Source organism: Franconibacter helveticus LMG 23732 (assembly GCF_000463115.2).
In the GTDB taxonomy this organism is placed as follows: Bacteria; Pseudomonadota; Gammaproteobacteria; order Enterobacterales; family Enterobacteriaceae; genus Franconibacter; species Franconibacter helveticus.
Map to the genome: position 1 here is coordinate 268,280 of NZ_AWFX01000024.1, position 23,939 is coordinate 292,218.

The following is a 23,939-nucleotide window of genomic DNA, read 5'->3' on the forward strand; positions in this document are numbered from 1 at the left end:
AATGATTTGCCCACGTTGCGCTGACGAACAGATTGAAATAATGGCGACCTCACCCGTAAAGGGGGTCTGGACGGTCTACCAGTGCCAGCATTGTCTCTACACCTGGCGAGATACGGAGCCGCTGCGCCGTACCAGCCGTGAACATTATCCTGAGGCATTTCGCATGACGCAGAAAGATATTGATGAGGCGCCGGAAGTCCCGAGCGTGCCTCCATTGCTGGCGGAATCAAAGCGTTAAAAGCGCGCTAAATGAGGCGTTATAAAAAGACGGGCACTAAGACGGGCACAATGTGCGGCCCGTCTTTTCTTTTTTAGCCAGCGCAAAAGCGTGCTGCGCATCATGCAAACCGCATTGCAGAGCGGAGAAGGCGGAGAAGGCGGAGAAGGCGGGGGAAGCGGAGAAGGCGGAGAAGGCGGGGGAAGCGGAGAAGGCGGAGAAGGCGGAAAAGGTGGAGAAATCGGGGAAGGCGGGGAAAGCGGGTGAGCAAAGCGCCACCCGCCTTTTTATTGCCAACTGAAAACCACGTCCTGTGGGCGTGGTCATCAACTGGTTTTGGTTCTGCCTTATTGTCTTTGGATTTAAATCTCACAGAACTGGCAGAGACTTCTTTTTAAGGGTTTTGGTACGCCCTTCCAGGGCGTAATCAATGCCGCCTTCTATGAAGGCGGATTTTTACTACAGCAGATTTTTTAACCGGTAGATCCACTCCAGCGCCTGGCGCGGCGTCAGGCTATCCGGGTCAAGATTTTCCAGCGCTTCCACCGCAGGCGACGTCTCTTCAGCAGGCGCCAGCAGCGACATCTGCGTACCGTCAATCTGCGTAGCAGCGGCATTGCCGGAAAGGCTTTCCAGTTCCCGCAATTTCTGTCGCGCGCGTTTAATCACCTCTTTCGGCACACCCGCCAGCGCCGCCACGGCCAGGCCGTAGCTTTTGCTGGCCGCGCCATCCTGCACGCTGTGCATAAACGCGATGGTGTCGCCGTGCTCAATCGCATCCAGATGCACGTTCGCGACGCCTTCCATTTTTTCCGGCAGCTGGGTGAGCTCGAAGTAATGCGTGGCGAAAAGCGTCAGCGCCTTAATACGGTTCGCCAGGCTTTCCGCGCAGGCCCAGGCGAGCGAAAGCCCATCGTAAGTCGAGGTGCCGCGTCCGATCTCGTCCATCAGCACCAGGCTGTGTTCCGTAGCGTTATGCAGAATGTTTGCCGTTTCGGTCATCTCTACCATGAAGGTAGAGCGCCCGGAGGCGAGATCGTCCGCTGCGCCTACGCGGGTAAAAATGCGGTCAACTGGACCGATTTCCGCCTGCTGCGCCGGAACAAAGCTGCCGATATAAGCCATCAGGGTTATCAGGGCTGTCTGGCGCATATAGGTACTCTTACCGCCCATGTTCGGACCGGTAATAATGAGCATGCGTCGCTGCGGGGACAGATTCAGCGGATTAGCGATAAACGGTTCATTCAATACGCGTTCCACTACAGGGTGGCGTGCTTCAACAAGACGAATGCCTGGCTTATCTGTAAATATCGGGCAGGTATAGTTCAGCGTGGCAGCCCGCTCGGCAAGGTTGGCTAAAACATCCAGCTCCGCCAGCGCTGCGGCGCTTTTTTGCAGTTCCGGCAAATGTGGAAGCAGAAGATCGAACAACTCGTCGTACAGCTGTTTTTCAAGGCCGAGCGCTTTGCCTTTGGACGTAAGAACCTTGTCTTCGTACTCTTTAAGCTCAGGAATAATATAGCGTTCGGCGTTTTTTAGCGTCTGGCGGCGAACGTAGTGGATCGGCACCAGATGGCTCTGCCCGCGGCTGACCTGAATGTAATAACCGTGTACGGCGTTGAAGCCGACTTTTAGCGTATCAAGGCCCAGCTTTTCGCGTTCGCGAATTTCCAGCCTGTCGAGATAATCCGTCGCCCCATCCGCCAGCGCGCGCCACTCGTCCAGCTCTGCATTGTAGCCCGGCGCGATGACGCCGCCATCGCGCACCAGCACGGGCGGCGTTTCGATAATAGCCCGCTCCAGCAGCTCGCGAAGCTCGCTGAACTCGCCCATGTTGTCACGCAGGGTTTGTACGTAGCTGGCGTCGCTTCCGGTGAGGAGCTCTCTTAGCGCGGGCAATTGCTGAAAGGCATGGCGCATACGCGCCAGGTCGCGGGGACGGGCGGTGCGCAGCGCCAGGCGCGCCAGGACGCGCTCAAGGTCGCCTACCTGGCGCAGTACCGGCTGTAAGTCTCCAGCCAGATCCATTAACGCGCTGATGGCTTGCTGACGGTGCGCCAGTACGGTGACATCACGAACCGGCATATGCAGCCAGCGCTTAAGCATACGGCTGCCCATGGGCGTTACGGTGCAATCGAGCACCGAGGCGAGGGTGTTTTCAATACCGCCTGCCAGATTCTGGGTTATCTCCAGGTTACGACGCGTGGCGGCATCCATAATGATGCCATCCTGCTGACGTTCCATCGTGATAGAACGGATATGAGGCAGGGAGGTGCGCTGTGTATCTTTCACGTACTGCAAAAGACAGCCGGCGGCGCAAAGGCCCCGTACGGCGTTTTCCACGCCAAACCCTACCAGGTCCCGTGTGCCGAACTGCAAATTCAGCTGCTGGCGAGCCGTATCGATTTCAAATTCCCATAACGGACGACGACGCAGGCCGCGACGGCCCTCAATAAGCGCCATCTCTGCGAAATCTTCTGCGTAAAGCAGCTCTGCGGGGTTGGTGCGTTGCAGCTCCGCCGCCATGGTTTCTTTATCTTGCGGCTCTGTTAAGCGAAAACGGCCGGAGCTGATATCAAGCGTTGCGTAGCCAAAGCCACGGCTGTCCTGCCAGATAGCCGCCAGCAAGTTGTCCTGACGCTCCTGTAACAACGCTTCATCGCTGATGGTGCCTGGCGTAACAATACGCACAACCTTGCGTTCTACGGGGCCTTTACTGGTCGCCGGGTCGCCGATTTGTTCACAGATGGCGACTGACTCGCCAAGGCTGACAAGCTTCGCCAGATAGTTTTCCACCGCATGATGCGGTACGCCCGCCATCGGAATGGGTTCACCGGCCGACGCGCCGCGTTTCGTCAGGGAAATGTCCATAAGCTGAGAGGCGCGTTTCGCGTCGTCGTAAAAGAGCTCATAGAAATCGCCCATACGGTAAAACAGCAAAATATCCGGGTGCTGCGCTTTAAGCTTCAGATACTGCTGCATCATTGGGGTGTGATCGGATAGGTCCTTATCAACAGACTCAGTCATTTGATTTTGCTCATTTCTTGAAGCGAGGTACGGCCTGTAATGCCTTGTGGAATGCGCCATCTTACCATTGTTAATCCCCCGCTTTCATCCGTGAAGAGGGCCATCTTGCCCACCCTGAATGCGGGCGACATTAGCGGTACTGTGAAGAAAAGGGGAGAGGAAAATGTGAGCGCCACGAGACATCTCGCAAACATTAAGAGCACAGTAACGTCCGCTGGCCTTTTTCTGCGAGCGCAATCGCATTCTGCCTGCGCTTCAAAACACGGATAAAGCCTGCAAGATCAAATGACTTTTTCTTCCCGGCATTCAACTGCCCGGTAAAGCCTCTTCACAGAAGGGGAATGCGCTTTCTCGCCTGGCTTAAGATGATCTACCATTAGTGCCACTTGTCTTCGAATACCATAGGGATATTTCATGTTTACGCGTCGCTACGCCGCCTTATTATCGACACTTGTTCTGCTTTCCGCTTGCAGCAGCAAGCCAAAAACGGAAGCCGCCGCCGCGACAACCGGCGCGCCTGCCGCCGCGGCGCCTTCTGGCGGATTCCTGTTGCAGCCGCAGCACGATATGCTTATGCCGGGCGGCGATTTTGCGAATAACGCCGCCGCCCAGCAGTTCATTGATAAAATGGTGAGCAAGCATGGTTTCGATCGTCAGCAACTGCACGAAATTCTCTCGCAGGCGAAAAGACTGGACTATGTCCTGCGCCTGATGAACCAACAGGCGCCGACCACGCAACCGCCGACCGGGCCGAACGGCGCCTGGCTGCGTTATCGCAGCAAGTTCATTACGCCAGATAACGTGCAAAACGGCGTGGTGTTCTGGAACCAGTATCAGGATGCGCTAAACCGCGCCTGGCAGGTTTACGGCGTGCCGCCGGAGATTATCGTCGGCATTATCGGCGTGGAAACCCGTTGGGGAAGGGTTATGGGGAAAACCCGTATTCTGGATGCGCTTGCCACGCTTGCCTTTGAATATCCGCGTCGCGCGGACTATTTTGCCGGCGAGCTGGAAACGTTCCTGCTGATGGCGCGTGATGAGGGCGACGACCCGCTTGCGCTGAAAGGCTCCTTTGCCGGCGCTATGGGGTATGGCCAGTTTATGCCGTCTTCTTATAAAGAATATGCTGTGGACTTTAACGGCGATGGCCATATCAACCTCTGGGATCCGGTCGACGCCATCGGCAGCGTGGCGAATTACTTTAAAGAACACGGCTGGGTGAAAGGCGACGTGGTCGCCGTTCCGGCAAACGGCCAGGCGCCGGGTCTTGAGAACGGTTTTAAAACCAAATATAGCGTCAGTCAGCTGGCGGTAGCGGGGCTGACGCCGCAGCAGCCGATAGGCAATCATCAGGAAGCCAGCCTGCTGCGTCTGGATATCGGCACCGGCTATCAATACTGGTACGGGCTGCCAAATTTTTACGCGATCACCCGCTACAATCACAGTACGCATTATGCGATGGCGGTCTGGCAACTGGGTCAGGCGGTCTCGCTGGCTCGCGTTCAGTAATAACCCCTCCCGCGCTTCGGCGCGGGATTCTCTTCTTTTATCCTCACACCTTGAATTTATCTCGAAAAACGCAATGTAATCCTCTGCAACTGGGGGGAAGTGCTATGGTGAAACAGAGGATATGTTTACAATCGGAGCCGACATGAATGACCGCGAAATGATGCAGTTAAGTCAGCAACTAGGCGAAACGTTACGTCAGCTCGGCGCAACGGTGACGACAGCGGAATCCTGCACGGGCGGATGGATAGCAAAGGCCATAACCGATATCGCCGGCAGCTCCGCCTGGTTTGAACGCGGGTTTGTCACCTACAGTAATGAAGCCAAACAGCAGATGATCGGCGTTGATGGCGCTACGCTTGAAGCGCATGGCGCGGTGAGCGAGCCGGTTGTTCGGCAAATGGCGCAGGGCGCATTGAATGCCGCCGCCGCCACCTGGGCGGTGTCTGTCAGCGGTATCGCCGGGCCGGATGGCGGCAGCGCGCAAAAGCCTGTCGGCACCGTCTGGTTTGGCGTTGCAAACAGTCAGGGCGAGGTGCGAGCCTACCTGCAAAATTTCTCTGGCGATCGTGAAGCGGTGCGGCGCCAGGCCACGGTTTTCGCCTTAGAAATACTGTGGCAAAACATTCGACAAAAAGCTTGATACTGTATAGCCATACAGTATAATGGCTGCAACAGAAACAAAGGCAGCGTGGCGCATAGTGCTTCACCCTGCATGACAGGAGTAAAAATGGCTATCGACGAAAACAAGCAAAAGGCGTTAGCGGCAGCACTTGGCCAGATTGAAAAACAATTCGGTAAAGGCTCCATCATGCGTCTGGGTGAAGACCGCACTATGGATGTGGAAACCATCTCTACCGGTTCACTCTCTCTGGATATCGCACTGGGCGCCGGTGGTTTGCCGATGGGTCGTATCGTGGAAATCTACGGTCCGGAATCGTCTGGTAAAACTACGCTGACGCTGCAAGTTATCGCCGCTGCCCAGCGTGCCGGTAAGACTTGCGCCTTTATCGATGCGGAACACGCGCTCGATCCGGTTTACGCGCGTAAACTGGGCGTAGATATTGACAATCTGCTCTGTTCTCAGCCGGATACCGGCGAGCAGGCGCTGGAAATCTGTGACGCGCTGGCGCGCTCCGGCGCAGTTGACGTACTGGTTGTCGACTCCGTTGCGGCGCTGACGCCGAAAGCGGAAATCGAAGGCGAGATCGGCGACTCTCACATGGGCCTTGCGGCGCGTATGATGAGCCAGGCGATGCGTAAACTGGCAGGTAACCTGAAAAACTCCAACACGCTGCTTATCTTCATTAACCAGATCCGAATGAAGATTGGCGTGATGTTTGGTAACCCGGAAACCACTACCGGTGGTAACGCGCTGAAGTTCTATGCGTCTGTTCGTCTGGACATTCGCCGCATCGGTGCGGTGAAAGAGGGTGATGACGTTGTAGGTAGCGAAACCCGCGTTAAAGTTGTCAAAAACAAAGTGGCTGCGCCGTTCAAACAGGCTGAATTCCAGATCCTTTATGGTGAAGGCATCAACTTCTACGGCGAACTGGTTGACCTGGGCGTGAAGCACAAGCTGATTGAAAAAGCGGGTGCGTGGTATAGCTACAACGGCGAGAAAATTGGCCAGGGTAAAGCGAACGCGACCAATTTCCTCAAAGAGAATAAGCCGATGGCGGAAGAGATTGAGAAAAAGCTGCGCGAGCTGCTGCTTAACAATCATGACGCTATTCCGGCCTTCGCCGCCGAAGAGAGCGACGACGACGCCGCAGAGACAAACGAAGAGTTTTAATGCTATAAGGGCTGCGAATGCAGCCCTTTTCTTTTATTGTTTTCCTGATTGCTTATGACCGACGCTACTCCCCGCCGCACGGCTTATGCCCGCCTTCTCGATCGCGCTACGCGCATCCTTGCTATGCGTGACCACAGCGAACAGGAGCTGCGCCGCAAACTGGCTGCGCCATCGCCGGTTAAGACCCGTCAGCACGAAACCCGACTGGCCGCTGAGCCAGTTCCCGAACCTACCGCTGAAGAAATCGATCAGGTTATCGCCTGGTGTTATGAACACCGCTGGCTCGATGATGAACGCTTCGCTGCGCAGTTTGTTGCTAGCCGTAGCCGCAAAGGTTACGGCCCTCAGCGAATTCGCCAGGAGCTACAACAAAAAGGCATTGCCCGGGCGCAATGCGAATCCGCATTAGCGGAATGCGATATTGACTGGGCGTCGCTTGCGCGTGAACAGGCGGAGCGGAAATTTGGCTCGCCTTTACCGAAACAGTATCCGGAAAAAGCTAAGGTTCAGCGTTTTTTACTTTATCGCGGCTATTACATGGAAGATATTCAAGACATATACCGAAATTTTGCCTCCTGAAGCCATACGGGATTTTACTTCCCTGTGAAGAAAACTTATCTTATTCCCACTTTTTTCCGTTAAACCCGGCACGTACGCATACGTCATGCGTGATGCCGGGCGACGACATTTCGTTAGCTTGATTTCAGGATAATTATGAGCAAGAGCACCGCTGAGATCCGTCAGGCGTTTCTCGATTTTTTCCATAGTAAAGGCCATCAGGTAGTTGCAAGCAGCTCCCTTGTACCTAACAACGACCCGACTTTGCTGTTTACCAACGCTGGGATGAACCAGTTCAAGGATGTTTTTCTTGGGCTCGACAAGCGTAATTATTCCCGCGCTACAACAGCGCAGCGCTGCGTGCGCGCAGGCGGTAAGCACAACGATCTGGAAAACGTCGGTTACACCGCGCGTCACCATACCTTTTTTGAAATGCTGGGCAACTTCAGCTTTGGCGACTATTTCAAACATGACGCCATCCAGTATGCCTGGGAATTGCTGACCGGCGAGCAGTGGTTCAATCTGCCGAAAGATCGCCTGTGGGTTACCGTTTACGAAACTGACGACGAAGCCTACGAAATCTGGGAAAAAGAGGTTGGCATCCCGCGCGAGCGCATTATTCGCATCGGCGATAACAAAGGCGGACCTTACGCCTCCGACAACTTCTGGCAGATGGGCGATACCGGTCCGTGCGGCCCCTGCACCGAGATTTTTTACGATCACGGCGACCACATCTGGGGTGGACCGCCGGGCAGCCCGGAAGAAGATGGCGACCGCTATATCGAAATCTGGAATATCGTATTCATGCAGTTCAACCGTCAGGCTGACGGCACCATGGAGCCGCTGCCGAAGCCGTCCGTGGACACCGGCATGGGTCTGGAGCGTATCGCGGCGGTACTGCAACACGTTAACTCCAACTATGAAATCGATCTCTTCAGCAAGTTGATTGAAGCAGTCGCGAAAGTGACCGGCGCTGCGGATCTTTCCAATAAATCGCTACGCGTCATTGCGGACCACATCCGCTCTTGCGCCTTCCTGATTGCCGACGGGGTGATGCCGTCGAACGAGAACCGTGGCTACGTGCTGCGCCGTATTATTCGCCGCGCAGTTCGTCACGGCAACATGCTGGGTGCGAAAGAGACGTTCTTCTATAAGCTGGTTGCTCCGCTTATCGAGGTGATGGGCCCTGCGGGTGAAGATCTCAAACGCCAGCAGGCGCAGGTCGAGCAGGTGCTGAAAACGGAAGAAGAGCAGTTTGCCCGTACGCTTGAGCGTGGCCTGGCGTTGCTCGACGAAGAACTGGCTAACCTGAAAGGCGACACGCTGGACGGCGAAACGGCTTTCCGCCTGTACGACACGTATGGCTTCCCGGTTGACCTGACCGCAGACGTTTGCCGTGAGCGTAATATCAAAGTGGATGAAGCGGGCTTTGAAGCGGCAATGGAAGAGCAGCGTCGCCGCGCGCGTGAGTCCAGCGGCTTTGGCGCAGACTACAACGCCATGATCCGCGTTGACTCCGCTTCTGAATTTAAAGGCTATGACCAGACTGAGCTTACGGCGAAAGTCACTGCGCTGTTTGTTGACGGCAAGGCTGTTGAGCAAATTAATGCGGGTCAGGACGCTGTTGTCGTACTGGATGAAACGCCTTTCTATGGCGAGTCCGGCGGCCAGGTTGGCGACAAAGGCGAGCTGAAAGGCAACGGCTTTGTCTTCGCTGTGAATGATACGCAGAAATATGGCCAGGCGATCGGCCATATCGGCAAGCTGGCGCAAGGCGCGTTGAAAGTCGGCGATGGCGTAAAAGCGGAAGTGGATGAAGCGCGTCGCGAGCGCATTCGTCTTAACCACTCCGCTACCCACCTGATGCACGCGGCGCTCCGCCAGGTTCTGGGCACGCATGTGGCGCAGAAAGGCTCGCTGGTCAACGACAAAGGGTTGCGCTTCGATTTCTCGCATTTTGAAGCGATGAAGCCGGAAGAGATTCGGGCAGTAGAAGATATTGTCAACGCGCAGATCCGTCGCAATCTGCCAATCGAGACCAACATCATGGAGCTCGAAGCGGCGAAAGCGAAAGGCGCAATGGCGCTGTTTGGCGAAAAATATGATGAGCGCGTACGCGTGCTGAGCATGGGCGATTTCTCTACCGAGCTGTGCGGCGGTACGCATGCCAGCCGTACTGGCGATATCGGCCTGTTCCGTATTGTTTCTGAATCCGGCACCGCAGCAGGCGTTCGCCGTATCGAAGCGGTTACGGGCGAAGGCGCGCTGGCGATGGTGCATGCGCAGAATGAACAATTGCATGATATTGCCCAACTGCTGAAAGGCGATAGCCAGAACCTGAATGACAAAGTGCGCGCCGTGCTGGATCGCACCCGTCAGCTGGAGAAGGAACTGCAACAGCTTAAAGCACAGCAGGCCGCGCAGGAAAGCGCTTCGCTCAGCAGCAAAGCGCAGGATATTAAAGGCGTTAAGCTGTTGGTCAGCGAGCTTAGCGGTGTAGAGCCGAAAATGCTGCGCACTATGGTCGACGACCTGAAAAATCAATTAGGCACGGCGGTTATTGTGCTGGCGACTGTCTCTGAAGGTAAGGTTTCGCTTATCGCAGGCGTGTCGAAAGATGTGACGGATCGCGTTAAAGCTGGCGAGCTGGTGGGTATGGTTGCTCAGCAGGTTGGCGGTAAAGGCGGCGGACGTCCTGATATGGCGCAGGCTGGCGGCACCGATGCGCAGGCGCTGCCTGCGGCACTGGCAAGCGTTGAAGGCTGGGTAACAGCGAAGCTGTAATAATAGTGAAGCGTGAGCGGGGCGTCATAACGGATTTGTGGTTATGGCGCTTTTGTCGCTACGCTATCTATAACGATAAAGTCGGGTTGAATTTTTCTGGATCGGCTAAACTTAGGTTTAACAGAATGTAATGCCATGACTGCTTACACTCCATGTGTTTGTCATTGCTTACTTTTTGGCGTTATATGATGGATAATGCCGGGATACAGAGAGACCCGACTCTTTTAATCTTTCAAGGAGCAAAGAATGCTGATTCTGACTCGTCGAGTTGGTGAGACACTCATGATTGGGGATGAGGTGACCGTGACCGTGCTTGGAGTAAAAGGAAACCAGGTACGTATCGGTGTGAACGCCCCGAAAGAAGTTTCTGTACACCGTGAAGAGATCTACCAGCGTATCCAGGCTGAAAAATCGCAACAGTCCAGTTACTGAGTTATCGCGTCTCGCTGAGCGTTGGCGAGGCGCCTCCTCTTCACGCTCTTTTTTCTTTCCTGCCTTCACTTCTTTTGTTGCTTTCCTTTGCCTCGTTCCCATTCGTCACGCTGTTTTGCGTTGATAAATCCCCCGTTTTGTTGGTAAAGCAGGCGGATTGTTTGTGAAATGTGCAAACGATTGTAGGGCGGGAAAAATTGTTTGACTTATAAGTCTCAGAAAGTAATATGTGCGCCACGCAGCGACGATGAGCTTTCAACAAGTTCTTCGAAGCACTCGCAAGAGGCGTGTGGTGAGGTGGCCGAGAGGCTGAAGGCGCTCCCCTGCTAAGGGAGTATGCGGTCAAAAGCTGCATCCGGGGTTCGAATCCCCGCCTCACCGCCATTTTGCATCCGTAGCTCAGCTGGATAGAGTACTCGGCTACGAACCGAGCGGTCGGAGGTTCGAATCCTCCCGGATGCACCATCTTCTTCGTGTTGTTCCGCAGGGACAAGGCGAAATCAGAAGTAAGCAGTAATCCCGATGCATCCGTAGCTCAGCTGGATAGAGTACTCGGCTACGAACCGAGCGGTCGGAGGTTCGAATCCTCCCGGATGCACCATACTCCTCTGTATTGTCAGCGAAGACAGTACGGCATGGTAAGCGGCAACAGCCGCAAGCACCAGGAAGGATAACGCTGCTTCAGCAGCGGCCCGTTAGGGTAAGGCGAAGCCGAATAATCCTCCCCCATGCACCATCTTCTTCGTGTTGTTCCACAGTGAACAAGGCGAAACCAGAAGCAAAGCAGTAATCCCGATGCATCCGTAGCTCAGCTGGATAGAGTACTCGGCTACGAACCGAGCGGTCGGAGGTTCGAATCCTCCCGGATGCACCATCTTCCCCTGTATTGTCACCCAAAACAGTATGGCATGGTAAGCGGCAACAGCTGCGGTCACCAGACAGAATACCGCTATTTAAAGCGGCCCGTCAGGATGCGAATAATCCTCCCGGGTGCCCCCTTTCTGCTCGACAATAAACGGTTCTCCTTTTTGTCGTTTCTCATCTCTCATCTCGCTTTCTGTACGCTGCATTTTGTCAGCCTGTAACCTCTGCATATCCTCCTAAAAAGCGACAATCCTTACGCTTTACGCTAAAGTAACCGCCTTACCTTTAGCGAATGAGGGCATGATGTACGATCGTTACGACGGGCTGATTTTCGATATGGATGGCACTATCCTGGATACCGAGCCGACTCACCGTAAGGCCTGGCGTCAAGTACTGGGACGTTATGGCATGCATTATGATGAAAAGGCGTTGGTGATGCTTAACGGCTCGCCCACATGGCGTATCGCCCAGACTATCATCGAACTCAATCAGGCCGAACTGGATCCCCACACCCTGGCGCAGGAAAAAACGGCGGCGGTAAGAACGATGCTGCTTGATACCGTTCAACCCCTGCCGCTTGTCGAGGTAGTGAAATCCTGGTACGGCCGTCGTCCGCTTTCCGTGGGCACCGGCAGCGAAAGCGATATTGCTGAAGCGCTGCTTAATCATCTTGGGCTGCGGAAATATTTCACTGCGGTCGTCGCAGCCGATCATGTACAAAATCACAAACCCGCCCCCGACACCTTCCTGCTCTGCGCTAAATTAATGGGCGTGGCGCCGGAAAAATGCGTGGTGTTTGAAGATGCCGATTTCGGCCTTCAGGCTGCGCGTCTTGCCGGGATGGATGCGGTGGACGTTCGCTTATTGTGAGCGACTTACTGTCGCTCGCTTCCCTGTTCGCGAGTAGTTTTCTCAGCGCCACGCTTCTGCCCGGCAGTTCAGAAGTGTTGCTGGTAGGGTTGCTGCTCGCCGAAAAAAGTCAGCCCTGGCTGTTAATTTTAATAGCAACAATGGGTAATAGCCTCGGAGGGCTGACTAACGTTATTCTTGGGCGGCTTTTGCCGCAGCGCGTATCGTCGCGCTGGCAGCGAAACGCGCTCGCCTGGCTGCAACGTTTTGGCCCGGCGGCGCTGCTGCTAAGCTGGTTACCTGTCGTGGGCGATCTGCTCTGCCTTCTGGCAGGGTGGCTGCGGCTTTCATGGGGGCCGGTTATCTTATTTTTGTGCCTTGGCAAGGCGCTGCGCTACCTGGTGGTGGCGGCGGCGACGTTACAAGGGATGACGTGGTGGCACAATTGAATTGTTTGAGTGACCTTTAATCGTCAACCATTACAATTATGCTTAATAAAAATGATTTCGACAGGCGGGAGGTCAAATTGATCCCGGACGTATCACAGGCGCTGGCCTGGCTGGAAAAACATCCTCAGGCATTGCAGGGCATTCGCCGCGGTCTGGAGCGTGAGACGCTGCGCGTCACGCCCGAAGGCCAGCTGGCGACAACCGGTCATCCGGAAAGCCTGGGCTCAGCCCTGACTCATAAGTGGATCACGACGGACTTCGCCGAAGCCCTTCTTGAATTTATCACGCCCGTTGATGGCGATATTGATCATATGCTGACCGTTATGCGCGATATTCACCGCGTAACGGCGCGCGCGCTGGGCGAAGAACGAATGTGGCCGCTCAGCATGCCTTGCTATGTGAAAGAGGGGCAGGATATTGAACTTGCTCAGTACGGCACCTCCAACGTTGGGCGCTTTAAGACGCTTTATCGCGAAGGGCTGAAAAACCGCTACGGCGCGCTGATGCAGACGATTTCCGGCGTGCACTACAATTTCTCGCTGCCCCTGGCTTTCTGGCAGGCGAAATGCGGCGTACAGGATGCGCAAAGCGGCAAGGAGGCGATCTCCGCCGGCTATTTCCGTTTAATCCGCAACTATTACCGCTTTGGCTGGGTGATCCCGTATCTGTTTGGCGCCTCGCCCGCGATTTGCCCCTCATTTTTGCAGGGAAAACCGACCACGCTGCCGTTTGAGAAAACCGAAGGCGGCATGTATTACTTGCCGTACGCCACTTCGCTGCGCTTAAGCGATCTCGGCTATACCAATAAATCGCAAAGCAATCTCGGTATTACGTTTAACGATTTGCAGACTTATGTGGCAGGATTAAAGCGCGCGATTAAAACCCCTTCTGAAGAGTACGCTCGCATGGGGCTGATGAAGGACGGCAAGCATCTGCAAATCAACACCAATATTTTGCAGATTGAGAATGAGCTTTATGCGCCGATTCGTCCTAAACGCGTCACCCGCGAAGGCGAATCGCCCTCTGATGCGCTGCTGCGCGGCGGCATTGAGTACATTGAAGTGCGCTCGCTGGATATTAACCCCTTCTCGCCGATTGGCGTGGATGAGCAGCAGGTGCGCTTCCTCGATCTCTTTATGGTCTGGTGCGTGTTGGCGGATGCGCCTGAAATGAGCAGCGATGAACTGCTCTGTACGCGCAAAAACTGGAATCGCGTGATTCTGGAAGGACGCAAGCCTGGCCTGACGCTCGGCATGGGCTGTGAAACCGCCCAGCATCCGCTGAGCGAAGTGGGTAAAGATCTCTTTAAAGATTTGCGTCGCGTGGCCGTCACGCTCGATGCCATCGCGGGGAATCATGAGTATCAACAGGTCTGCGATCAACTCGTTGCCTGCTTTGATGACCCGGAATTAACCTATTCCGCTCGTATCCTTCGTTCTATGATTGATAACGGCATTGGCGGCACCGGCCTTGCGCTGGCCGAGCAATACCGCGCAATGCTGCGCGAAGAGCCGCTGGAGGTGTTTACCGAAGCCGATTTCGAGAAAGAGCATGACGCTTCGTGGCAGCGCCAGCGTGAAATAGAAGAGAGCGATCGCGAGCCGTTCGATGAGTGGCTGGCGAAGCAGGCCTGAAAAAGAAAAAGGCCACATCACTGTGGCCAAATTTTCATCTCTGAGAACAGGGATGATGATAACAAATGCGCGTCTTTCATATGTTCAGACTCGCCCCGGAACCAAGAGTTCAGTTTAATTTAAAAAAAATCACTATCGGAGGTGACCAGATGCCGTTGTTAGATAGCTTCACTGTCGACCATACCCGTATGGAAGCGCCAGCAGTCCGCGTAGCCAAAACCATGCATACGCCGCACGGAGATACCATCACCGTTTTTGATCTGCGCTTTTGCGTGCCAAACAAAGAAGTGATGCCGGAAAAAGGCATTCACACGCTTGAGCACCTGTTCGCAGGCTTCATGCGTGACCATCTGAACGGCAACGGTGTGGAAATCATCGATATCTCCCCGATGGGCTGTCGTACCGGCTTTTACATGAGCCTGATCGGCGTGCCGGATGAGCAACGCGTCGCGCAGGCCTGGAAAGCGGCAATGGAAGATGTGCTGAAGGTAAAAGAGCAGAACCAGATCCCGGAACTGAACGTTTACCAGTGCGGAACTTACCAGATGCACTCGTTGCAGGAAGCGCAGGAGATCGCCCGCCATATTCTGGAGCGCGATGTACGCGTAAACAGCAATGAAGAGCTGGCGCTGCCAAAAGAAAAATTGCAGGAACTGCATATCTAGTCGCGTTCTGCGAAATTAAAAAAGGAGACCCTGGCGTCTCCTTTTTTATTTAAAACACCAGAGGCTTTTTTAAAAAAGAAACGTAACAGCATTATCAGCATGCAACGACACAAATCATGCATGACCTGTGAAGCGATAATTAACACCTTGTTGAGTGAGGTTATTCTCAGGCGTTATTACCCTGGCGTAAAAATTTTTATTTTCTTTTTATCGGCAGTTTCTGTTTCGCTTATATGAGTCACCGATTATTCTTTCTGGCCGCCCGGCGCACGGGCGTATCCGGCCCGTCAGGCGGGCAAAAGCGACGCTAAACGCCGGGTGTAATAACCCAGGCGGCTGGCAATAAGCGCTTTTCCCGGCGGCAAAAACCAGGGCGGGGAACAATAATAAACAGATGCATTAAGCCGGAAATACGGAAGACCAATGATGAGATGGCTGGCAATAAAAGAGAATAAACGCTTATTTTCGCCTTCGACGGGAAGCACGGCATCTGTCGTGAAACGCTCGCTGCTGTTTATGCTTTCCCTGCTGGGACTTTTTTTCCTGATTGCTATTCTGGCGCTGCTGCGTATTGCCTGCGATATCAATAACCGGGCTGATGAGCAGAGCAAAACATTGCTGCAAAAAGCGCTACAAAACCAGCAAACCACTCTTAAAGGCCACGCCCGGGATTACGCCGCCTGGGGCGAATCTTATACCCATCTGCACAAAACGCTGGATACCGACTGGGCCTGGCAAAAACAGAATCTCGGCGCTTCTCTTTTTGACGATTTCAACTACGAAGGCATTTTCGTGATTGGCCCGCAGGGCGACACGCGCTATAGCGTTATCGAAGGCAAGCGCGCCAACCTGACGTTAGCGCAATGGTCCGGCAATCAGCCCCTGGCGGCGCTGAATGCGGCGCTGGCGAAAAATCCTCAGGAACCTGTCTCGCTCGCGCTTTCCATCAACGGCCAGCCTGCATTGCTGGCCGCCGCCTGGATAACCACGGGGGACGATGAGGATGTTCAGCCGGTTCCCGGGCCGCCTTCCATGCTGATGTTTATCGACCAGCTCGGGCCGCAGGAGCTACGTGAGCTTGGCGAAGAGTACGGTATCCGCGATCTCCATGTGCAGACGGCGGCGTCCCGCCAGGCTGATTACCGGCAGGTTGCTTTGCCGCTTGCGCTTCATAACGCCTCGGTGGTGCTGGAATGGCGCAGCGAAAACCCGGGCCGCAGCTTGCTGCTGGTAATGTTGCCGCTGATGGTTTTTATCTCGCTGTTGACGGCGCTACTGGCCGCCTGGCTGATGCGCAGCGCGCTGAATAAAGCCCGGCTTAATGACGAGAACCATTTTTTGCTGGAACAGAGCCGCCAGGCGTTGGCGGCGAGCGAAAGGCGCTTTCGCGACGTGGTGGAAGCCACCACCGACTGGATCTGGGAGACCGACGACCAGCTGCGTTTCACCTGGCTTTCCGAGCGTTTTCCGGTGATCACCGGCCATCGCATCGACGCCTGGCTCGGGCGACCCATCACGCAGTTTATTGAATGCGAGCAAATCGCGCTCGGCGACTGGCTGTTGCAGCCGGGGCAGACCGCGCACCGCGGGCTGACGCACTGCCGCTATTTTTCCGCTCAGGGGCATCAGCGGTATTGCAACCTGGTGGCGAAGCCCACCACAACGCCGGAAGGCGCGCTGAGCTATCGCGGCACCGCTACCGACGTCACGCTGGAAGTAGAGGCGCAGGAAAGGGTGCAATATCTTTCGCACCATGACGAACTCACCGGCCTGCCAAACCGGGTGCGCATGAAAGAGTTCCTTGAAGGAAAGCTGCGGTCGATGCCCACCCGTGAGCACCCGCTGGCGATGATCAGTCTCGACCTGGATAAATTTAAACCCGTTAACGATCTGTTCGGCCACGGAGCAGGGGATGAAGTGCTGCATCAGATTTCTGAAAGGCTGCGCGCCTGCCTGCGCGATGTCGATCTGGTGGCGCGTCAGGGCGGCGATGAATTTATCCTTATTATTCCCGATATCGAACAGAAACAGGATATTGTCCACCTCTGCGAGCGCATCGTCCGGGAAATCCGCCGCCCGCTCTACATCCAGGACCACGAGATATTTATCGGCGCCAGCATGGGCATCGCCCTCGCGCCGCAGGATGCGGTGAACGCGACCGACTTGCTGCGCTACTCGGATATCGCTTTGTATAAAGCGAAAAGCGCCGGGCGTAACGGTTGGGTGTTTTACAGCGCCGATATGGAAGAGCAAATTGTCCAGCGGCGCGAAATGGAAAAGAGCCTGCGCGAAGCGCTGAAAGAGGAGCAGTTCCGCCTGGTTTATCAGCCGCGTTACGACATGAAGGCAGGTCGCGTGGTGGCGGTGGAAGCGCTGCTGCGCTGGCACCATCCCGCGCATGGCCTGCTGATGCCGGACCAGTTTATTCCCCTTGCAGAGGAGACCGGGCTGATTATTCCGCTAAGCGACTGGGTGTTGAACACCGCCTGTCACGACGCGCAAAACGAGCTGCCGGGTATGGCGGTATCGGTCAATATTTCCGCCGTGGAGTTTCAGACCAGCGGGCTGGTGGCCCGGGTGCGTGAAGCATTACACACATCGAAGCTCGACCCGGCGCGCCTGGCGCTGGAGGTAACCGAAAACGCCACGCTGTGGAACCCGCAGAGCAGCCTTGAGATCATGAACGGGCTGAAAGCGCTGGGCGTGCGGCTGCTGATAGATGACTTCGGCACCGGCTACTCCTCGTTAAGCTACCTGCGCAACTTCCCGTTCGATGGCATTAAGCTGGATAAATCTTTTGTCGCGGGCATGCCGCATTCCGAGAACGCCAATAACATTGTCGAGAACATCATTGGCCTGGGCAAAGCGTTTTCGCTCAGCATTACCGCCGAAGGCGTAGAGACGCCCGAGCAACTTGAGCAGCTTAAAATGTTCCAGTGCGACGAATCGCAGGGCTACCTGATAAGCCGCCCGATGCCGCTTGCGGATCTGAAAGGGCAAATAGAAAAAATGGGTGAGTAAAGCTAAAAGAAAAACCCGCCCGGCCAGGCCGTAAGCGGGTTTTTTACTTAGTGGGCGCCGCCACCGCCGCCGCCTGCGCCAAACGGCGGTCGGGCGAACCAGATAAGCCCCAGCAATATGACAAACATGCCGGCAGAGACCCAGAAGATTTCGTTAGCGGAGATAATCAATCCCTGGTTGGTTATCTGCTGGGCGATATAGCCTGAAGCCTGCTGCTGCGTCATCCCCATGCCCTGCAACTGATCGTACATCTGCTGGGCGTTCGGGTTATAGGGCGTGACCGACTCGGTAAACTGCGCGTGATGCAGCGACTCGCGGTTAGTCCAGAGCGTTGTGGTTATCGAGGTGCCGATAGAGCCTGCAAGGGTACGCACAAAGTTCGACAGGCTCGACGCCGCCGCCAGCCGCTCCGGCGGCAAGCCGGAAAGGGTGATGGTGGTCAGCGGCATAAAGAAGCAGGCCACCGCAAAGCCCTGAATAAACTGCGGCCACGCCGAAGCGCCGAAGTCCATGCCCGGCTCAAAGGTATAAGCGCGCCAGTAAAAGCAGACGGCGTACATAATAAAGCTGAACGTCACCAGCTTGCGCATGTCGAGCTTATGGGCAAAGCGCCCGATTATCGGCGACAGGATCACCGGAATAATCCCGACCGGCGCCGAGGCCAGCCCCGCCCAGGTGGCGGTATAGCCGTACACCTCCTGCAACAGCTGCGGCAAAAGCACTATCGAGCCGAAGTAGAGCATGTAGGCGAGACTGATGCAGAGCACCCCGATGGTAAAGTTTCGCGACTTAAACAGCGAAAGGTCGACTATCGGATGCTCGTCGGTTAGCTCCCAGACTATCAGGAAACATATCGACACCACCGCCACGACCGCCAGCACCACCACTTCCGTGGAGTTAAACCAGTCGAGCTCTTTGCCGCGGTCGAGCATCATCTGCAAACAGCCAATGCCCGCTATCAGCAGCGCCAGGCCCACGGCGTCGATGCGCCGCTGCTCGGTGCGCGTCTCGCGATCGCGAAGGGTCTGCAACGTCATCAGCACCACAACAATGCCAATAGGCACGTTGATGAAGAAAATCCAGCCCCAGTGATAGTTATCGCTTATCCAGCCGCCCAGAATAGGGCCGCAGATAGGCGCCACGATGACCGTCATCGACCAGAGCGCCAGCGCGACGGAGCGTTTAGCGGGCGGATAGTTGCTCAGCAACAGGCTCTGCGAAAGCGGGATCAGCGGCCCGGCGACAATCCCCTGGATCACGCGGAAGAAAATCAGCATGGTCAGGCTGCTGGAGACGCCGCACGCCCAGGAAGCGATAGCGAAAGCGATAGTCGACCAGATAAAGAGTTTTACCTCGCCGACCCGTTTGGCGAGCCAGCCGGTTATCGGGATCGAGATGGCGTTAGCCACCCCAAACGAGGTGATAACCCAGGTGCCCTGGCTCAACGAAGAGCCAAGGTTACCGGCGATGGTCGGGATAGCCACGTTGGCGATGGTGGAATCCAGCACCTGCATGAAAGTCGCCAGCGACAGGGCGATGGTCATGATGACCAGCTTCGCCCCTTCAAGCGGTTTACGTTGTTGCATACCACCTCCGCGGATTAGTCCGCGTTCGCCTGCACAATGTCGTTGATCAGTTTATTAACCGGCTCAAGGCTGATTTCACGCGCGTTGCTTTCATACGCGGGCTGCTTGCGGCTCTGGGTCGCCAGCACGGCGCCGTCGCGGTTGGTGGTATCCACTTTCACAAGCGTAGACAGGCCGATGCGCAGCGGGTGCTGCTCCAGCTGTCTGGCGTCGATCTCCACACGGACCGGCAAACGCTGCACGACTTTAATCCAGTTGCCGGTGGCGTTCTGCGCCGGCAACAGCGAGAAGGCGCTGCCGGTCCCCATATCCAGGCCGACGACTTTGCCGTTATAGGTCACTTCATCGCCGTAGATATCGCTGACCACCGTGGCAGGCTGGCCGATGCGCATGTGCGCAAGCTGGGTCTCTTTGAAGTTGGCGTCTACCCACAGGTTGCTGGCGGGAACGATCGCCATCAGCGGGGTGGTAGGGCTAATCTGCGCGCCCACCTGAACGGCACGACGAGAGACATAGCCGCTCATCGGGCTGACAATTTTGGTGCGCTGGAGCGCAAGCCAGGCGTTACGCACTTCGGTGGCCGCCTGCTGTACAGCCGGCTGATCTTCAAGCTTCGTGCCGAGGATCATCGCCTGGTTGGCGTTATATTGCTGAACCGCCACGTCAAGCTGCGCCTGGGCGCTCGCCACTGCGTCGCGGGCGTGTTGCAACTCTTCACGGCCAATCAGGTTGGCGCTGCCCAGCGGCACGCGACGGTTAAGGTCGCTCTGCGCTTGGGCGAGCTGGGTTTTTTGCAGCTCGATATTCGCCTGATACTGTTTGCTGTTGATCATCAACTGGCGGGTCTGGCGTACGCTGGAAGCAAGCTCCGTTTGCGCGCGCTCAAATGCCTGCTGGGCGTCGGTCGGGTCGAGGGTAACCAGCACGTCGCCTTTATTAACAAAATCGGTGTTCTCTACCCAGACTTTGGTTACGCTGCCGGAAACCTGGGACATAATCTGCACCTGGTTGCCTGCCACGTAAGCGTCGTCGGTTTCCTCATAGTGACGCAGCACTAAAAACCAATAGATCCCATATGCCACGGCAATAATAACAAAGAGCAAAGTCAGTAAAATCAGGGCGCTTTTGCGTTTCCCTTTCTTTTTGACTGGTTGCTGCGGGGTCTGGCTCTCCGCATTTGCGCTCATGTTTCTCTCCACGTTCTTCTTATTTTCTTTTGTTATCGGCTGTGCCGACCGGTTTTAGCCAGACAGGCCAGCAGTATCCTGCTGGCCTGTCGTGTCAGTCTTTTTGAAATAATGCCAAACGCGCTGATGGGAAATTAGCGCACCGCTTCGAGCACGCTTTCGTCTTCATCCATCTGGTCGAGGCGGGTCAGCAGCTTACGGGTGATCTGCTCAAGTTGCTCTTTCTCGCTGGTGCTTAAAGAGGACCAAAGCTGATGCAGGCAGTTATGCTGCGGCGGCAGCACCTGGCTTAAGAACTCCTGGCCTTTGGCGGTCAGGTGCAGGTGCAGACAACGGCGGTCGTTGTCGCTTTCGCGGCGTTCAATCCAGCCGCGCTTTTCCAGTTCATCGGCGATGCGCGTGGCGTTGGTGCGCGAAGAGCCCAGCGCGCAGCTCAGCTCGCTTGGCTGGATGCTGTGGTTTTCCTGCGACTCAAGCGTTATCAACGCCATAAACAACGTCTCGTTAATCCCTTGAGCTTTCAGCATCTTATTGCGATTTTCCAGCAGCTTGCCTTGCATGTGCATGCACAGGCGGGTGAGCAGAATTTCCTGGTAGGGAAAATCTTCGTAGCGGCTGGCGCGGAATTTCAGCATTTGTTCAATGGGCGTAAACGAACTATCCATTTGGGCATAACCTCATTAATTACAGCCGATATAATAACTATTGTGACAAATAAAGCAAACATATTAATCACGGCTATGTATCAGCAAAATCTATTAAAACATCAGGAGCTTCCAGGCGATTCCATAGCCCAGAGCACTCAACAGCGTGGAAAAAATAATGCTGCGAGCCTTGTAGTAACTCACTCCCAGAACCGCAAAGCCAACAAGCGTCGGGAGCAACCGGTGAGTATCGTGCAAAATTTCCGGAACGCTGGAGACCACCAGCAGCGCACAGATGGACGCGATACCAATTGTGTCGAGCAACACGCGGGTTGCTCCACGTTTTGCCGCCGGCGCCGCGCTGGCACGCAGGCGTAAGGGCAAATAGCGAAAAAGATAGTTAACGCACCCCACCAGCAGGCCGAGCAGCAGCACGTCAGTGCGCATTTGCGGCCTCCTTGCGAAGATGCTCCGCCACCGCCGTCAGGCAGCCGCAGACAATACCCGCGAGAATAGCGGCGGGAATAGAAAAGAGGGTGACGCCTGCGAGGGCGCCTGCAAGCGATGCCGCCACGCTCAGGCTCTGCTTGCGCTGAAATGAGGCGAGCAAAAAGCTCATAAACAGCGCAGGCAGCATGAAACTGAGCGCGGCTTCAACCGCAGGGTAATCCGCCAGCAATCCATTGCCGGAGTAAGCGCCAATTAACGTGCCGGCAACCCAGGAAAGCCAGGAGCAAAAAGCGATGCCGAGCATCCAATTTTCAGTCCAGCGTCGGTTATCGCGCACAAGCTTAGCGGTGGCGGCGGCAAAAACTTCGTCCGTCAGGCCAAACGCCCAGACGGCGGTTTTCTTTTTATTAAGCGAGCGGGTAATGCGGCTGCGCAGCGAGGGGCCGTAAAGCACATGGCGTACGTCCATCGCCATCACCGTTAAGGCGGCGACCCACAGCGAGCTGCCCGCCGCCAGCATGGCGGTAATCACAAACTGGCTGGCGCCTGCGTAAATAATGCAGGAAAAGAAAAGGCTTTCGAGCGGTGAAAAACCGAGGCGGGTGGCGTTCAGCCCAAAGGCAAACGCCACGGGGAGATAGCTGATGACAATAGGCAGACTGTCTCTGATCCCTTCCGGCAGCGTCGCGTCGCTGCCGTTATGGGTTACGCCAAGGGGGGCTGGGCTTTCCATATTAGTCAGGTATAAATCACCGGCGTTAAAATCACTCGAATGAATAAGTCTACATAACCTTAACAGACTGTTAGCGCCCTTAACACCCTCAATTGCCCGTTGTGGGGGCGAACACAAGGATTAATGCAGATCATCCCCGCTCTGACGGTGATACCCCACTCCCCATACCACCAGATTTAGTAGGCCTACCGTCGCGCCCGCGATACAAACGCCGTTCCAGCCGCCGTGCTGCCATGCCCAGGCGGAAAGCAGCGAGCCTGCCGCGCCGCCAATAAAATAGCTGGTCATGTAGCCTGCGGTAAGGCGGTTGCGGGCGTCCGGATAAATACGATACACCACGCTCTGGTTTGTGATGTGCACGCCCTGAACCGTGAGGTCGAGCACCAGGATGCCGACAATCAGCGCCACCAGACTAAACTGGCCAAGCGCCACCGCAATCCAGGAGAGGAGCAGCAAAATCAACCCGATGGTGGTGGTCAGGTGCGCTTTGCCTTTATCGGCAAGACCGCCTGCCGGACGCGCGCCCAGTGCGCCTGCTGCTCCGGCAAGACCAAACAGGCCGATAGTACCTTCGGAAAAGTTAAACGGCGGCGCGGCGAGTAAAAAGGCCATCGATGTCCAGAGAATGCTGAAGTTGGCGAAGGTAAAACAGCCCAGCAGGGCGCGGGTGCGCAGCAGTTTATTACGGGTGAAAAGCGTGAAGACGGAAATGAGCAACTGCGGGTAATTAAGGTGCGTTTGCTGCTTCACCGCCGGCAGGCCGCGCCAGAGCGCAAGCGCCATAATAACCATTAACACGGTCGCCACCCAGTAAACGGTGCGCCAGCCGCCAAGGCTTGCCAGCAGCCCTGCCACGGTGCGCGCCAGCAGAATGCCGAGCAGCAGGCCGCTCATAATAGTGCCGACTACTTTGCCGCGTTTTTCCGGCGCGGCGAGCGTGGCGGCGAGCGGCACCAGTATTTGCGCCACCACCGAGAAAAGGCCGGTCAGGGCGGTGCCGAGGATCATCATAGCCAGCGACTGGCTGCTGGCGGTGATAAGCATCCCGGCGGCGGCCAGCAGGGTCATCGAGACGATCATTTTACGTCGCTCAAACATGTCGCCGAGCGGCACGAGGAACAGCAGCCCGGCGGCGTAGCCCAGCTGCGCGGCGGTGACGATAAACCCGGCCTGGCCGGCGGTAAGCGAAAACGCGCGGGCGATAGTGTCGAGCAGCGGTTGCGCATAATAGTTGCTGGCGACAGTAAGGCCGGTGGCAACAGACATCAGCGCGATAAGCGCCGGGCTAAGCCCTTGAGATTTTGTAGTCATGGGTCTTTTTTATTGTTGAGAAATGAACGGGCGGCATGCCCTTGCCATAAGCCAATATCATAACCAAACCTGATGACAGCGCCAGATTGTTGAGAAGATGTTAAGTGTCGGATTGTGCTTTTGGCGGGCGGCCAGGCGCAGCGTTACCTGCCAGCATCAGCGCACAGAGAGGTTTATCGCCGCCCTGAAACAACACACCCGCCACAGAGGCGGGGGTGGTTTTAAAA

General features: G+C 55.8%; 20 protein-coding genes and 4 tRNA genes. 16 read left to right on the forward strand and 8 right to left on the reverse strand.

The features are described 5' to 3' along the window. Nucleotide 1 precedes the first annotated feature (1 nt). Entirely contained in the window at nucleotides 2-238 is a 237-nt protein-coding gene (locus tag DW56_RS07535) for a non-oxidative hydroxyarylic acid decarboxylases subunit D (RefSeq protein ID WP_024551675.1), read from the forward strand. A 36-nt stretch (nucleotides 239-274) separates the two neighbouring features. Here DW56_RS07535 and DW56_RS22360 read toward each other — a convergent pair whose 3' ends face one another. Together DW56_RS22360 and mutS are read right to left on the reverse strand one after the other, a co-directional pair. Beyond that, entirely contained in the window at nucleotides 275-544 is a 270-nt protein-coding gene (locus DW56_RS22360) for a hypothetical protein (protein WP_161808548.1), read from the reverse strand. Between the two features lie 132 nt (nucleotides 545-676). Then, nucleotides 677-3,244, reverse strand: coding sequence for a DNA mismatch repair protein MutS (gene mutS, locus DW56_RS07545; RefSeq protein ID WP_024551677.1), 2,568 nt, complete (start codon nucleotides 3,242-3,244; stop codon nucleotides 677-679). Nucleotides 3,245-3,658: 414 nt separating this feature from the next. On the opposite strand from mutS, the gene mltB reads away from it, so the two are divergent. The 15 genes from mltB (at nucleotide 3,659) to DW56_RS07620 (ending at nucleotide 17,801) form a co-directional block, all read left to right on the forward strand. Then, nucleotides 3,659-4,753: a lytic murein transglycosylase B gene (gene mltB, locus DW56_RS07550; RefSeq protein ID WP_024551678.1), complete on the forward strand. Its 1,095-nt coding sequence runs from the start codon at nucleotides 3,659-3,661 to the stop codon at nucleotides 4,751-4,753. A gap of 142 nt (nucleotides 4,754-4,895) precedes the next feature. Next, the gene (pncC, locus tag DW56_RS07555) at nucleotides 4,896-5,393 is read left to right on the forward strand and encodes a nicotinamide-nucleotide amidase (RefSeq protein WP_024551679.1); all 498 of its coding nucleotides are present in this window, start codon (nucleotides 4,896-4,898) and stop codon (nucleotides 5,391-5,393) included. Between the two features lie 87 nt (nucleotides 5,394-5,480). Beyond that, a complete protein-coding gene (recA, locus tag DW56_RS07560; protein WP_024551680.1) occupies nucleotides 5,481-6,545 on the forward strand; it encodes a recombinase RecA in 1,065 nt (354 codons plus the stop codon). A 54-nt stretch (nucleotides 6,546-6,599) separates the two neighbouring features. Then, nucleotides 6,600-7,124, forward strand: coding sequence for a recombination regulator RecX (gene recX, locus DW56_RS07565; protein WP_024551681.1), 525 nt, complete (start codon nucleotides 6,600-6,602; stop codon nucleotides 7,122-7,124). Between the two features lie 135 nt (nucleotides 7,125-7,259). Beyond that, nucleotides 7,260-9,887: an alanine--tRNA ligase gene (alaS, locus tag DW56_RS07570; protein ID WP_024551682.1), complete on the forward strand. Its 2,628-nt coding sequence runs from the start codon at nucleotides 7,260-7,262 to the stop codon at nucleotides 9,885-9,887. 246 nt (nucleotides 9,888-10,133) lie between these two features. Then, a complete protein-coding gene (csrA, locus tag DW56_RS07575) occupies nucleotides 10,134-10,319 on the forward strand; it encodes a carbon storage regulator CsrA (protein ID WP_000906486.1) in 186 nt (61 codons plus the stop codon). A gap of 291 nt (nucleotides 10,320-10,610) precedes the next feature. Then, nucleotides 10,611-10,703: transfer RNA gene (locus tag DW56_RS07580), tRNA-Ser, on the forward strand. Nucleotides 10,704-10,707: 4 nt separating this feature from the next. Continuing rightward, nucleotides 10,708-10,784, forward strand: a tRNA-Arg gene (locus tag DW56_RS07585). Nucleotides 10,785-10,843: 59 nt separating this feature from the next. After that, nucleotides 10,844-10,920, forward strand: a tRNA-Arg gene (locus DW56_RS07590). Between the two features lie 196 nt (nucleotides 10,921-11,116). Further along, nucleotides 11,117-11,193, forward strand: a tRNA-Arg gene (locus DW56_RS07595). Between the two features lie 293 nt (nucleotides 11,194-11,486). After that, a complete protein-coding gene (gene yqaB / locus DW56_RS07600) occupies nucleotides 11,487-12,053 on the forward strand; it encodes a fructose-1-phosphate/6-phosphogluconate phosphatase (RefSeq protein WP_024554940.1) in 567 nt (188 codons plus the stop codon). Continuing rightward, nucleotides 12,050-12,481 carry a YqaA family protein gene (locus tag DW56_RS07605; RefSeq protein WP_024554941.1) on the forward strand — a complete coding sequence of 144 codons (432 nt, stop codon included), beginning with the start codon at nucleotides 12,050-12,052 and terminating at the stop codon, nucleotides 12,479-12,481. The genes yqaB and DW56_RS07605 overlap by 4 nt, the downstream gene beginning before the upstream one ends. A 77-nt stretch (nucleotides 12,482-12,558) precedes the next feature. After that, a complete protein-coding gene (gene gshA / locus DW56_RS07610; protein ID WP_024554942.1) occupies nucleotides 12,559-14,115 on the forward strand; it encodes a glutamate--cysteine ligase in 1,557 nt (518 codons plus the stop codon). A 149-nt stretch (nucleotides 14,116-14,264) separates the two neighbouring features. Then, nucleotides 14,265-14,780: an S-ribosylhomocysteine lyase gene (gene luxS, locus DW56_RS07615; RefSeq protein ID WP_024554943.1), complete on the forward strand. Its 516-nt coding sequence runs from the start codon at nucleotides 14,265-14,267 to the stop codon at nucleotides 14,778-14,780. A 495-nt stretch (nucleotides 14,781-15,275) separates the two neighbouring features. Next, nucleotides 15,276-17,801: a bifunctional diguanylate cyclase/phosphodiesterase gene (locus DW56_RS07620; protein ID WP_326930369.1), complete on the forward strand. Its 2,526-nt coding sequence runs from the start codon at nucleotides 15,276-15,278 to the stop codon at nucleotides 17,799-17,801. Nucleotides 17,802-17,848: 47 nt separating this feature from the next. On the opposite strand, the gene emrB is transcribed toward DW56_RS07620, so the two are convergent. The 6 genes from emrB to DW56_RS07650 all read right to left on the reverse strand — a co-directional run bounded on the left by emrB (nucleotide 17,849) and on the right by DW56_RS07650 (nucleotide 23,712). Further along, entirely contained in the window at nucleotides 17,849-19,387 is a 1,539-nt protein-coding gene (emrB, locus tag DW56_RS07625; protein WP_024562312.1) for a multidrug efflux MFS transporter permease subunit EmrB, read from the reverse strand. Between the two features lie 14 nt (nucleotides 19,388-19,401). Next, nucleotides 19,402-20,574, reverse strand: coding sequence for a multidrug efflux MFS transporter periplasmic adaptor subunit EmrA (gene emrA, locus DW56_RS07630; RefSeq protein ID WP_024554859.1), 1,173 nt, complete (start codon nucleotides 20,572-20,574; stop codon nucleotides 19,402-19,404). Between the two features lie 134 nt (nucleotides 20,575-20,708). Then, nucleotides 20,709-21,239, reverse strand: a complete 531-nt coding sequence (gene mprA / locus DW56_RS07635; protein WP_024554858.1) for a transcriptional repressor MprA — start codon at nucleotides 21,237-21,239, stop codon at nucleotides 20,709-20,711. A 93-nt stretch (nucleotides 21,240-21,332) separates the two neighbouring features. Next, on the reverse strand, nucleotides 21,333-21,665 hold the full coding sequence (gene ygaH / locus DW56_RS07640; RefSeq protein ID WP_024554857.1) for an L-valine transporter subunit YgaH: 333 nt from the start codon (nucleotides 21,663-21,665) through the stop codon (nucleotides 21,333-21,335). Further along, on the reverse strand, nucleotides 21,655-22,401 hold the full coding sequence (locus tag DW56_RS07645; protein ID WP_024554856.1) for an AzlC family ABC transporter permease: 747 nt from the start codon (nucleotides 22,399-22,401) through the stop codon (nucleotides 21,655-21,657). Before DW56_RS07645 ends, ygaH begins: the two co-directional genes overlap by 11 nt. A 120-nt stretch (nucleotides 22,402-22,521) precedes the next feature. Next, complete coding sequence (locus tag DW56_RS07650) at nucleotides 22,522-23,712, reverse strand: MFS transporter (RefSeq protein ID WP_024562313.1); 1,191 nt, start codon at nucleotides 23,710-23,712, stop codon at nucleotides 22,522-22,524. Between the last annotated feature and the right edge of the window lie 227 nt (nucleotides 23,713-23,939).

Excerpts from the sequence above, each read along its gene's own strand:
- emrB (WP_024562312.1), bottom strand. The coding sequence starts at position 19,387 with ATGCAACAACGTAAACCGCTTGAAGGGGCGAAGCTGGTCATCATGACC.
- mutS (WP_024551677.1), bottom strand. The coding sequence starts at position 3,244 with ATGACTGAGTCTGTTGATAAGGACCTATCCGATCACACCCCAATGATG.
- DW56_RS07650 (WP_024562313.1), bottom strand. The coding sequence starts at position 23,712 with ATGACTACAAAATCTCAAGGGCTTAGCCCGGCGCTTATCGCGCTGATG.
- recX (WP_024551681.1), top strand. The coding sequence starts at position 6,600 with ATGACCGACGCTACTCCCCGCCGCACGGCTTATGCCCGCCTTCTCGAT.
- emrA (WP_024554859.1), bottom strand. The coding sequence starts at position 20,574 with ATGAGCGCAAATGCGGAGAGCCAGACCCCGCAGCAACCAGTCAAAAAG.
- mltB (WP_024551678.1), top strand. The coding sequence starts at position 3,659 with ATGTTTACGCGTCGCTACGCCGCCTTATTATCGACACTTGTTCTGCTT.
- yqaB (WP_024554940.1), top strand. The coding sequence starts at position 11,487 with ATGTACGATCGTTACGACGGGCTGATTTTCGATATGGATGGCACTATC.
- pncC (WP_024551679.1), top strand. The coding sequence starts at position 4,896 with ATGAATGACCGCGAAATGATGCAGTTAAGTCAGCAACTAGGCGAAACG.
- csrA (WP_000906486.1), top strand. The coding sequence starts at position 10,134 with ATGCTGATTCTGACTCGTCGAGTTGGTGAGACACTCATGATTGGGGAT.
- recA (WP_024551680.1), top strand. The coding sequence starts at position 5,481 with ATGGCTATCGACGAAAACAAGCAAAAGGCGTTAGCGGCAGCACTTGGC.
- alaS (WP_024551682.1), top strand. The coding sequence starts at position 7,260 with ATGAGCAAGAGCACCGCTGAGATCCGTCAGGCGTTTCTCGATTTTTTC.
- mprA (WP_024554858.1), bottom strand. The coding sequence starts at position 21,239 with ATGGATAGTTCGTTTACGCCCATTGAACAAATGCTGAAATTCCGCGCC.
- DW56_RS07535 (WP_024551675.1), top strand. The coding sequence starts at position 2 with ATGATTTGCCCACGTTGCGCTGACGAACAGATTGAAATAATGGCGACC.
- ygaH (WP_024554857.1), bottom strand. The coding sequence starts at position 21,665 with ATGCGCACTGACGTGCTGCTGCTCGGCCTGCTGGTGGGGTGCGTTAAC.
- DW56_RS07645 (WP_024554856.1), bottom strand. The coding sequence starts at position 22,401 with ATGGAAAGCCCAGCCCCCCTTGGCGTAACCCATAACGGCAGCGACGCG.
- DW56_RS22360 (WP_161808548.1), bottom strand. The coding sequence starts at position 544 with ATGACCACGCCCACAGGACGTGGTTTTCAGTTGGCAATAAAAAGGCGG.
- luxS (WP_024554943.1), top strand. The coding sequence starts at position 14,265 with ATGCCGTTGTTAGATAGCTTCACTGTCGACCATACCCGTATGGAAGCG.